The 9,718-nt window shown below is 59.1% G+C and carries 9 protein-coding genes; 2 read left to right on the top strand and 7 right to left on the bottom strand.

What is annotated here, in order from left to right:
- Positions 1–333 precede the first annotated feature (333 nt).
- Positions 334–1,314 (bottom strand): aldo/keto reductase, encoded by a 981-nt coding sequence (locus tag PA598K_RS31780; RefSeq protein WP_128660785.1) that lies wholly within the window; start codon positions 1,312–1,314, stop codon positions 334–336.
- Positions 1,315–1,462: 148 nt separating this feature from the next.
- Positions 1,463–2,359, bottom strand: a complete 897-nt coding sequence (locus PA598K_RS31775) for an aldo/keto reductase (RefSeq protein ID WP_128660784.1) — start codon at positions 2,357–2,359, stop codon at positions 1,463–1,465.
- A gap of 278 nt (positions 2,360–2,637) precedes the next feature.
- Here PA598K_RS31775 and PA598K_RS31770 point away from each other — a divergent pair, with 278 nt between their 5' ends.
- Positions 2,638–3,453 (top strand): undecaprenyl-diphosphate phosphatase, encoded by an 816-nt coding sequence (locus PA598K_RS31770; RefSeq protein ID WP_128660783.1) that lies wholly within the window; start codon positions 2,638–2,640, stop codon positions 3,451–3,453.
- A 219-nt stretch (positions 3,454–3,672) separates the two neighbouring features.
- On the opposite strand, the gene PA598K_RS31765 is transcribed toward PA598K_RS31770, so the two are convergent.
- From PA598K_RS31765 to PA598K_RS31750, 4 genes are all read right to left on the bottom strand, one after another.
- Entirely contained in the window at positions 3,673–4,527 is an 855-nt protein-coding gene (locus PA598K_RS31765) for a helix-turn-helix transcriptional regulator (RefSeq protein WP_128660782.1), read from the bottom strand.
- Positions 4,528–4,564: 37 nt separating this feature from the next.
- A complete protein-coding gene (locus tag PA598K_RS31760; protein WP_128660781.1) occupies positions 4,565–5,437 on the bottom strand; it encodes a sugar phosphate isomerase/epimerase family protein in 873 nt (290 codons plus the stop codon).
- Between the two features lie 16 nt (positions 5,438–5,453).
- Complete coding sequence (locus PA598K_RS31755; protein ID WP_128660780.1) at positions 5,454–6,527, bottom strand: Gfo/Idh/MocA family protein; 1,074 nt, start codon at positions 6,525–6,527, stop codon at positions 5,454–5,456.
- 67 nt (positions 6,528–6,594) lie between these two features.
- Positions 6,595–7,758: a Gfo/Idh/MocA family protein gene (locus tag PA598K_RS31750; RefSeq protein WP_128660779.1), complete on the bottom strand. Its 1,164-nt coding sequence runs from the start codon at positions 7,756–7,758 to the stop codon at positions 6,595–6,597.
- Between the two features lie 337 nt (positions 7,759–8,095).
- Here PA598K_RS31750 and PA598K_RS31745 point away from each other — a divergent pair, with 337 nt between their 5' ends.
- Positions 8,096–9,019: a DMT family transporter gene (locus PA598K_RS31745; protein WP_128660778.1), complete on the top strand. Its 924-nt coding sequence runs from the start codon at positions 8,096–8,098 to the stop codon at positions 9,017–9,019.
- A 101-nt stretch (positions 9,020–9,120) separates the two neighbouring features.
- Here PA598K_RS31745 and PA598K_RS31740 read toward each other — a convergent pair whose 3' ends face one another.
- The gene (locus PA598K_RS31740; RefSeq protein WP_128660777.1) at positions 9,121–9,444 is read right to left on the bottom strand and encodes a LytTR family transcriptional regulator DNA-binding domain-containing protein; all 324 of its coding nucleotides are present in this window, start codon (positions 9,442–9,444) and stop codon (positions 9,121–9,123) included.
- Between the last annotated feature and the right edge of the window lie 274 nt (positions 9,445–9,718).

The raw sequence follows: 9,718 nt of genomic DNA, 5'->3' as shown, positions 1-9,718 counted from the left end.
TACCGTTACTATAGACGTTGCACGGTTTCGTGTCTTCTTCGCTCATCGCGCAACTGCAAAAATACCACTATTTTTACTTCAAGGCGGGTGAAAACGGAATTTTAATGCAAAAGTGCAGTTGTTTTTGGGAAACGGCATATTAGGAGGCCATTTCAATCCGATTAAGTGCACATTTGCATTTGTTTACCTGTTTTCACCCTGTTTCGCCGCAAATAAAGGCACTTTTGCAGTTATCTCTATCAGCATGCAGGCCTCTGACGAACCACGCAGGAGACAAAAAAGCCAGCCAGCGCCACTCGTCCAGTCGGGTGGATGCTGTGCTGGCTAGGCGCGTTATTGTGACTTGGGCAGGGGCAGTCCGCGCGAGCTGTTGTAGAGCAGATACCACTCGATACGGCTCAGCTCGACGCGCTCGGCGTCCCGGCATGCGGCGATCCGCTCCGGCTTGGTCGTGCCGATGACCGGCTGGATGCCAGCGGGATGCTTCAGCAGCCAGGCCAGCACGATCGCCTCGCGGGTCGTGCCTTTCTCCTCGGCGAATTGGCCGACCAGCCCAGCCGTCTGACGGATCGCCTCGCTCTCCTCCTCCAACGAGCGGCCGGAGAAGCGGCCCTGGGCCAGCGGACCCCAGGCTTGCAGTTGGATGTTTTCGAGCTGGCAATATTCCATTGTGCCTTCCGGGAAGATGTTGTCCTTGCCCTTGTCCTGGTTGACATAGACCTGCGTGTTGACGAAGCCCGTGCGCGAGAGGCTCATCTCCAACTGGTTGACGATGAACGGCTCGTCTGAATAGGTTTGCAACAGCTTGATCTGGCCCATGCTCATATTGGAGACGCCGAAATGACGAACCTTGCCGGACGCCTTCAATCGGCGCAGTGCTTCACCGACTTGCTCGGCATCCATGAGCGGGTCGGGACGGTGCAGCAGCAGGATGTCGAGATATTCGACGCCAAGCCGTTGCAGGCTGCCATCGACGCTGCGCAGGATGTGATCCGGCGAGAAGTCGAAATGGTTCGGCACGCCGGGCTCCTCGAGCACGATGCCGCATTTGGATTGTAGGACGATCCGTTCCCGCAAGCCGGGCTGGCGCCGCAGTACCTCGCCGAACACGCGCTCCGACTTGCCTCGCGTATAGATGTCAGCCAGATCAAACATATTAATCCCTGCTTCGAGAGCGGCTTCGACCGCCGCTTGACCTTCGGAATAATGCGCCTCTGTTATGGGATCGCTGTTCCAGCCGCCGCCGAAGGGCATGCAGCCGAGCACGAGTCGACTGGCGTCGACGCCTCTGCGTTTCAAGGGAATCATCGTCATTATGTATCCTTCCTCTCTCTTCATTCATAATAGGGAGCGCTTTCTTTTTGAAAAAGCGAGCGGCCTCTCGACGGGCGAGGGTTTCCACCCAGCGGCGCGCCCGCGAGGGCTGGCCACTATGCGTCTGCCAGCCGCCGCGAAGCGAGGGTCAGCGCTGGCCGACCCAATCGTCCTTTGCGACCTCCGCCCAGCGGCCGCGGATCGCATGGTACTGGGCTTCCGGCAGGTAGCCGGCCTCCAGGAGCCGGGCATTGTCCACCCAGCGCTCCGGCCGTGCGGTACCGACGATCGCCGAGTGGACGCCAGGTACCGAGAGCGTGAAGCGGAGCGCGGCGCTGACAGCCTCCTGCATGTCGCCGCGCAGGAAGTCGTAGTCCAACTGCTGAAGCCTGTCCCAATAAGGCTGCACATAGCTGTCCTCGGGCCGGGTCCGATGCTTCCAGACGGCGTTGGCGATCGGGCGCTTGATGACGACGCCCATGCCTTGCTCGATCGCCTTGGGGATCGTCAGATCGGCTGCCTCCTGATCGGCGATGCTCAGCGACGTCTCCAGCGAGTCGAACTGCCCCGACTGGACGGCGTACAAGGCGTCCTGATGGTCGCCGCTGTAGCCGATGTAGCGGGTCTTGCCCGCCTCCTTGGCCCGCTGCAGCACCTCGATCACATCGCCCTGGCGCAGGATCTCCTCGCTGCAGCTATGCAGATGGATGACATCGACATAGTCTGTCTGGAGTCGCTGCAGGCTGCGGTCGATGCTGAGCTGGAGCAGCTTGGGGTCCCAGTCCGGGTGGTCGAGGCCGGATGCATGGCCGCACTTGGTGAACAGGTAGTAGTCGCCGCGACGGTGCGATACGGTCTTGCCGATCAACTCCTCGCTGCTCGCGTAGCATTCGGCGGTGTCGATCAGGTTCAGTCCCGCGTCGAGGGCGCTGCCGAGCAGCCGATCGACATCGGCGACCGAGGCGTTCTGGAAGCCGATCTCCGCACCGCCGAAGCCAAGTACGCTTACATTCATCTTCGTCTTGCCATATGATCGCAATTCCATCTTCATCCACTCCTTCTACACATAAGTATACGTAATGTTTACCCAACATGGGAAGCGATGAACACAAGGTAAAACGGCACATGCTCTGCGATATGCCACGGCCACGCCGTCCTTTGGCGGCGTACTAAGTTTCAAAAAAGCGATCTCGTCCTCTGGACGTACGTCGCCCGCTGGCGACAATCGCTCCCAATCTGGTATACTCTTAAAATGTTCACTACATAGAATACTAGAAATGCACGCCAAGGAACGGACGTAAGCTGAGGAGGGAAATGAAGGACATGAATGAGCTGTGGTTGTGGCTGGAGTATGCATTCCTGGGACTTCTCCAGGGTGTGACCGAGCCGATCCCGATCTCGTCGAGCGGTCATCTGATTATCGCACAGACGCTGCTCGGACTGGAGATCGATGGACTGAGCTTCGAGGTGCTTGTGAACTTTGCCTCGCTGCTGGCGGTGTTGATGATCTATCGCAAGGACCTGGTCCGATTGGCCTCGGGAAGCCTGTCGTACATACGCCATCGGGACGAGGCGTCCAAGGCGGATTTTCGGTTCGTCGTCTATCTAGTCATCGCGACGATCCCGGCCGGTCTGGCTGGCGTGTTCCTGAACGACATGTTCACCGAGCTGAAGGGGCTGTTCACCGTTGGCGTCACGCTGCTCGTCACCGGTCTGGCGCTGTGGCTGATCCGCAACATGCGCGGCCACAAAAAGGACAATCAGCTCAAGCTGAAGGATGCGGTCATCATCGGCTTGGCGCAGGCAGTGGCGCTGATCCCAGGGATCAGCCGCTCCGGCGCGACGATCGTCGCTGCGATGGGCCTCGGCTTGAACCGGACGACAGCGCTGAAGTTCTCCTTTTTGATGTATATTCCTGTGAGCGTAGGCGGGATGGTGCTGGAGGCGGGCGATATTATCCGCGATCCGCAGCTGTCGTCGCTGGCGGTGCCTTACGCGCTGGCCTTTGTCACGTCGCTGGTCGCTTCGTATTTCGCATTGCGCTGGTTCATGGGCATCATGGAGCGGGGCAATCTGAAGTATTTCTCGTGGTACGCCTTTACGGTCGGCACGATTATCGTCGTCAGCTACCTGTTGTAGCTCCGACGCGCAAACGCATAAGAGAAGGCTCCGGCCCAGGCAGCGACGATGCTGCCCGGGCCGGAGCCTTCTTGTGGATAAGCCTGCTGCCTGCGGTCGCCCCAGGCAACTACGCATCTAGATAGCGTGCAGCGAACCGCCCTTCCCATGCGACAGCAGCAAACAGTTGGGGGAAGGGAAGCCAGGGGAGAGCCCTGACATCCAGTCCATGCTCCAAAGCTACAGCGTCGTCTCCTCGCGGATGCGGCGGCGGTACGTCTCCGGCGTCATCCCGACCTGCTGCTTGAACAGCCGGCTGAAGTGGGCCAGATGCTTGAAGCCGACCTGGAAGCCCGCTTCTGTCACGGACAGATCGGAGTCGAGCAGGAACAGCACGCGAGCCTGATTGATCCGTCGCTGGTACAAGTACTCGAAGATGGTGACGCCGGTCACCTCCTTGAAGATCTTGGCCAGATACGAGCGCGTCAGGTGGAGCCGCTCCTCCAGCAGCTCCATCGTCAGCGCTTCATGATAGTGCTGCTCGATAAAGGAGACGATCGTCTGCACGTGCTTTTCCTTGTCCGACGCGTAATCTCGCGGGCGGTGCATCGGCTGCATGCAGCGCTCGTGGATAAAGTAGAGCAGGTCGATAAACGCCAGCTGCATCCGGCATTGGCTTGTCGCATCCTGCCGCTGTTGCAGCTCATGCATGCGCACCAGCAGTTGCTCGGCTTCATCCTTGTGCTCGCCGCGCAGGCAGATCCGATGATTCTTGTACGACTGGAATGGCTCCAGCACATTAAGCGCGCCCGGCATATCGAGGAAGGGCTGGACCAGCGACGGCTCGAAGTGGATGATCGAGCGGATGTATGGATACGTGGGATCGACCTTGGCCGAATGCAGCGTCATCCCGTACATGATGATCAGATCGCCTGGAGCGAGGTTGTAGATCCGGTCGCCGATCAGGTAATTGACCTTGCCCTCGTGAAAATAGTATACCTCATAGTAGGGATGAGAGTGCAGCGTCGGCAGCAGCGGACCGCTGCTCTGGTACGTATAGCTGATCATCCCTCGCAGATCGCTGGCTGTCGTCATCGCTTCGCCTCCCATCCCATTCTTATTCTCGTCCAGCTCAGGCCCGGCCGCTCTCGCTGAGGAGTGCCTTAAGGTAATGCGCGGCCTCGCGGAGCATCTGCTCCGAGCCATACGTACCGCTGAAGTCCTCGATGCCCAGATAGCCGTCATAGCCTACGGAGCGCAGATCGGCGATTAGTTGACGCCAAGGCACGATTCCGTCAGGAATAGCGGTCCAGGAGCCGGCCCATTCCGTCTCGCGAAGCTCGCCTACCGGCTCTGCTCCTTTTATCCAGCCGGCATTTTTCACATGCACATGCGCCAGGTAAGGCCCGAGCATCTCCAGGCCCATCCGGTAGTTCTCATAGCCTTCGAACACCATGTTGCCCGGATCGTAGAGGACTCCGAGGCAATCGGGATCGAGCCCCTCGAGCAGACGGTATGCGGCGGAGGCGCTTGGCGCGATCGTCACATGATGCGTCTCGATCAGGCCTTTGACGCCGTACTGGCGGCATAGCGGCTCGCATGCGCGCAGATAGGCGCGCGCCTCCTCGAATAGCTCGGGGAACTTGCGTGTCCGGTTGTAGGAGGGGACCCCTACCCGGATATAGGCAGCGCCCATCTGACGAGCGGCATCAAGCGTCTGCTCGACCGCCTCCAGGTCGCCTGTCGTCAGATATGAGGTGAGGGAGAGGGTGGTAAGGCCTGCATCCTCGGTCGCTTTTTTGAAGCGGGCGATCGCCTCGGCACCGCCGGAGGGCGCCAAGGTGCACAGATTGTTGCCCCAGAAGGACGGCGCTTCGTTCGTCACCTCGGCCGGCGTATCCTTGTAACGCCATTCGACGGCCTGGATGCCCAGCTCGCGCGCCTTGAGCGCCAGCTCCTCAGGCTGCATATCGGGGGTGGCTACCGTGAAGATGGACAATTTCATTGGATTATCGCTCCTTCTATTCGATGCGAATCGCTTGCGCTTGGGCTTTGAGGCAGAGCTCGGCCGCCTTGAAGGCGTGTTGCTGGGTCATAGCGTTTTCGGTGCCGTTTATGCAGTCGAGGATGAGCTGACCAAAGTACGGGTAGCCGACCTTGCCGCTCAGCTCCATATGACGCTCGCCGTCCTCGTTGACCAGGTAGAGATGATTGCCGCTGCCGGAGCGGGCGATATCGACATACTTGCGCAGCTCGATGTAGCCTTTGGTGCCGAGGATCGTCGTGCGTCCGTCACCCCAGGTCGACAGACCGGACGGGGTCAGCCAGTCTACGCGGAAGTAACCGGTGGCGCCGTTGTCTGCGCGCAGCGTCGCGTCGCCGTAGTCCTCCAGCTCAGGGTAAGACTTGTTGTGATAGTTGGCCACTTTGCTGTGCAGCACCTCGCCATCCTGCGCGCCGGTGTAGTACAGGAACTGCTCAATCTGATGCGAGCCAATGTCGCACAGGATGCCGCCGTATTTCTCCCGCTCAAAAAACCACGCCGGGCGCGACGGCGCATTCAGGCGATGCGGTCCGAGACCAAGCACCTGGACGACGCGTCCGATCGCGCCGTCCTTGATCAGCTCGCCGGCGAATACGGCGCTCTCCACATGGAGCCGCTCGCTATAGTAGACGGCGTATTTTTTGCCGGACGACTCGACGGCTGCCCGGGCATCGGCGAGCTGCTCGAGCGTCGTGAACGGCGCCTTGTCAACGAAATAATGCTTGCCATGGTTCAGGACCACGACGCCAAACGGTCCGCGCTCGGAGGTGACGGCTGCCGAGGCGACCAGTTGCACCTCCGCGTCCTGGAGGATCTGCTCCTCGGACTCGGCAACGCGCGCGCCCGGGTATTCGGCAGCGAACTTGGCCGCCCGCTCCGCATCGTTATCGTACACCCACTTCAGCGTAGCGCCGGCCTCGATCAGGCCGTTAGTCATGCCGTAGATATGTCCATGGTCCAGCCGACTGGCTGCGAAGATAAATTCCCCGGCGCCGACGACCGGCTGCGGCTTGCCCTTGGGGGCATAATTCATGCCATCCTGCTTGCTCATTACATGCATACCTCCTGTAATTGGAATCGATCAGACCTCTGGAATCGCCCAGGTGGCGAAAGGGATGTCAGTGTGTGCCCGTAACGTCGAGCGTCTCGTAGGCGTCTGCTTGCTTGTTGCTCTTGGACTGCTGGATCTGCTCCTGCAGCTTGGCATAGAACAGCTCCTCGTCGATCGGCAGATCGACCCAGTTGTCGGTCCAGGTCGAGAGCAGCATGCCGTTGGAGATCGTCAAGCCCTTGATGCCTTCCTCGCCAGGGGCGAGCAGTGGAGAGCCGGTACGGATCGCTTGCACCCAGTCTCGCGTGATGCCTGCATGCTGATCGCCGCCGCTGGCGATCGGGATATCGATCTTCCAGCACTCGGGCTGGCCAAAGCCGCCCTTGAAGTCGCGGTTGAACTCGGACTCCGGCACGAGGTTGCGCCAGAAACGGAGCTTGCCGTCCTCAATGACGATCTTGCCGCGGTCGCCGGCGATCTCGTAGCGATTCGTGCCAGGCGCTTCGCAGGTCGAGGTGACGAACACGCCGGTTGCTCCGTTCTCGTATTCGACATAAGCGGTCACTTCGTTCTCGACCTCGATGTTGCGGTGCTTGCCGAAGGCGCAGAAGGCGCGGATCCGCTTCGGCATCAGACCGGTCGTCCATTGCCACAGATCGAGCTGATGCGGGTCCTGGTTAATAAGCACCCCGCCGCCTTCACCGGCCCATGTCGCGCGCCAGCCGCCGGAATCGTAGTAGCTCTGCGAGCGATACCAATCGGTAATGATCCAGTTCGTCCGACGCACCTCGCCCAGCTCGCCGGAGGCGATCAGGTCCCGAAGCTTGGCGTAGAGCGGGTTGGTCCGTTGGTTGTACATGATGCCGTACAGCTTGCCGCTGCGGGCGGCTGCTTCGTTCATGAGGCGGACCTGCTTGGTGTAGACGCCGGCAGGCTTTTCGACCAGCACATGCAAGCCATGTTCAAAGGCGGCGATTGCCTGCTCGGGATGCTCGTAATGCGGCGTGCAGATGAGAACCCCGTCCACCTCGCCGGAGCGATAGAGCTCCTCCGCTGTATTAAAGCGCTTTACCTGATCGCCCCACTCCTCGCGAGCGACCTCCAGACGTTCGGGCCGTATGTCTGATACCGCTGTCAATCTGGCGCCCTTAACCTCACCTGCGATCAAATACTTGGCATGGCCTGTGCCCATATTGCCCAGCCCGACGATTCCGATTCTGACCGTTTCCAATTGCGCACTCCCTTTCTTACATTATAAACAACTTGTCAGACGGTTGAAAATGATCTTTATCTGTCTGAATTGTGACTGAACCTGCCCCTATTGTAGCATGAGAGAGCGCTTTAAACTTCACTATCCGTTACCAATGCACAAGGATAATTTGACTGTCATTGTACTCGGGGGTTAACTGTGGTTGTACATAATGGGGCGCAAGGAGGGGAGGAGCAGGGGCCTGTGGTGTGAAACGGATCATTGACTTGATGAGGGTTCGTGATATGATACAATCATTGCCCGCCAGGCTCTGTGGAGAGGGTAGAACTTATTAATTGATGGAGTGTAGAGATAAACAATGGATAGAAGATGGATGTACTATGCGGGATTGATTGCGGTAGCGGCGATCTGGGGCACCAATTTTGGCCTGGCCCGAGTGGCGATGGACGTTATGGACCCGATCCTGTTTACGTTTTTGCGTTTTGGCTCGGCGGTGCCGTTTTTTTTCATCCTGCTGAAGCTGAAGGAAGGCAGCATAGGCATCCCGTGGCGGGTCGCCGGAGCGCTCATGGCGATTGGCTTGGTCGGGATCACGCTGCTGGAGATTATGGTCATGTATTCGATCAAATATACGACGCTGGCCAACGCTTCGCTGCTCAATGTCGCGCCCTGGCCGATCTTCGCGGCGCTGCTCGCGCCGCTGTTCACCCGTGAGGTGATCACGGGCCGCCTGCTCGCAGGCGGAGCGGCCGCCATCGTCGGGGTGTGTCTGGTCATCCTCGGGGGCGGCGAGGGCTTCACGCTCTCGGGCGAGCATATGATCGGCAATGCGCTAGCGCTTGGCGTCAGCTTCATCGGCGCGCTATTCAACCTGGCGAGCATGCCGCTCATGCGTCGCTTCTCGGCGCTTCGCATCAGCGCCTGGACGATCCTGTTCGGAGCGTTGTTCATGCTGCCGCTGACGCGCTCGGCCTGGGGCGCGATGGACTGGGGCGCGCTGACGGGGATGCATTATAGCATCCTGCTGTACAATGTGATCGGCTGCACAGTGATCGGCTTCGTCGTCTGGAATGCCTGCATGTACCAGGTAGGGGCGACAAGGGCCAATTTCTTCCGGTATGTCGTGCCGGCGGCTGCCGTCATCGCGGGCTATACGCTATTCAGCGAATCGCTGACATGGCTGCAACTGGCTGGCGCGGCCTGCATGGCTGGCGGCTTGATCTGGATCAGCATCGAACGGCGGCAGCGAGAGCCGTTGTCCGCTGCGCCTCGCTCGGCTTAGAGGGCCGCATGCATCGTAAAAACGCCTCCCGCATCTCTTGTGACAGAGATGAGGAGGCGTTTTTGGCGATTGTGATCGATCGCTTCTGACAGACGTCTCGGTCAGCGGCCCATCCGTTCGCGCACCAGTTGCTGCTGCCGTTTTGATACGGTCAGCGACTTGGCGTCCTTGGCCCCGAAGTAGAGACGATCGTCCTCGATCGAGCTGACTTTGCCTGCATTGACATAGCAGTCGGACTTCAGGCGGACGAAGCTCGCATGTCGGGTCAGCGTCTGCACTTCATCGGCAGACATTCTCTTTTTTAGGTTATAATTCTGACCGTGGAAGCTTACTTGTCCGTGAGAGCCGAGCTTGAAAAACAGGATGTCGCGCTCCACCTCGAAGTCCTCATACAAATCACGGGTTTGTACTGCTAAACCTGCCATTCCAATTCCCCCCTTAAGAGATTGTAAAGCCGATTTATTGAGAGCGCTTTCATTATATCATGTTTTTGAACCGATTTAAAGGGGGTAAGCAATAAAAAAACGTTGGGCTCGTCCGGTCACTTGCCCGCTGTCGCAAAGAAAGGCGGGCAAGTGGTATCATTATGAATGAAACATAACCGAGCGGGAAAAACGGGCAGCCCTCAAAAGGCCGAAGAGGCACGGGATCGAATCTGTAGAAGCGAAGCGTTCGCCTTTGTCCCCGGATTTCAACCGC

Origin of the sequence: Paenibacillus sp. 598K (assembly GCF_003851045.1) — a bacterium.
GTDB lineage: Bacteria > Bacillota > Bacilli > Paenibacillales > Paenibacillaceae > Paenibacillus_D.
Note: the sequence above shows the minus strand (reverse complement) of the source record. Positions and strands in the feature narration are given on the sequence as shown.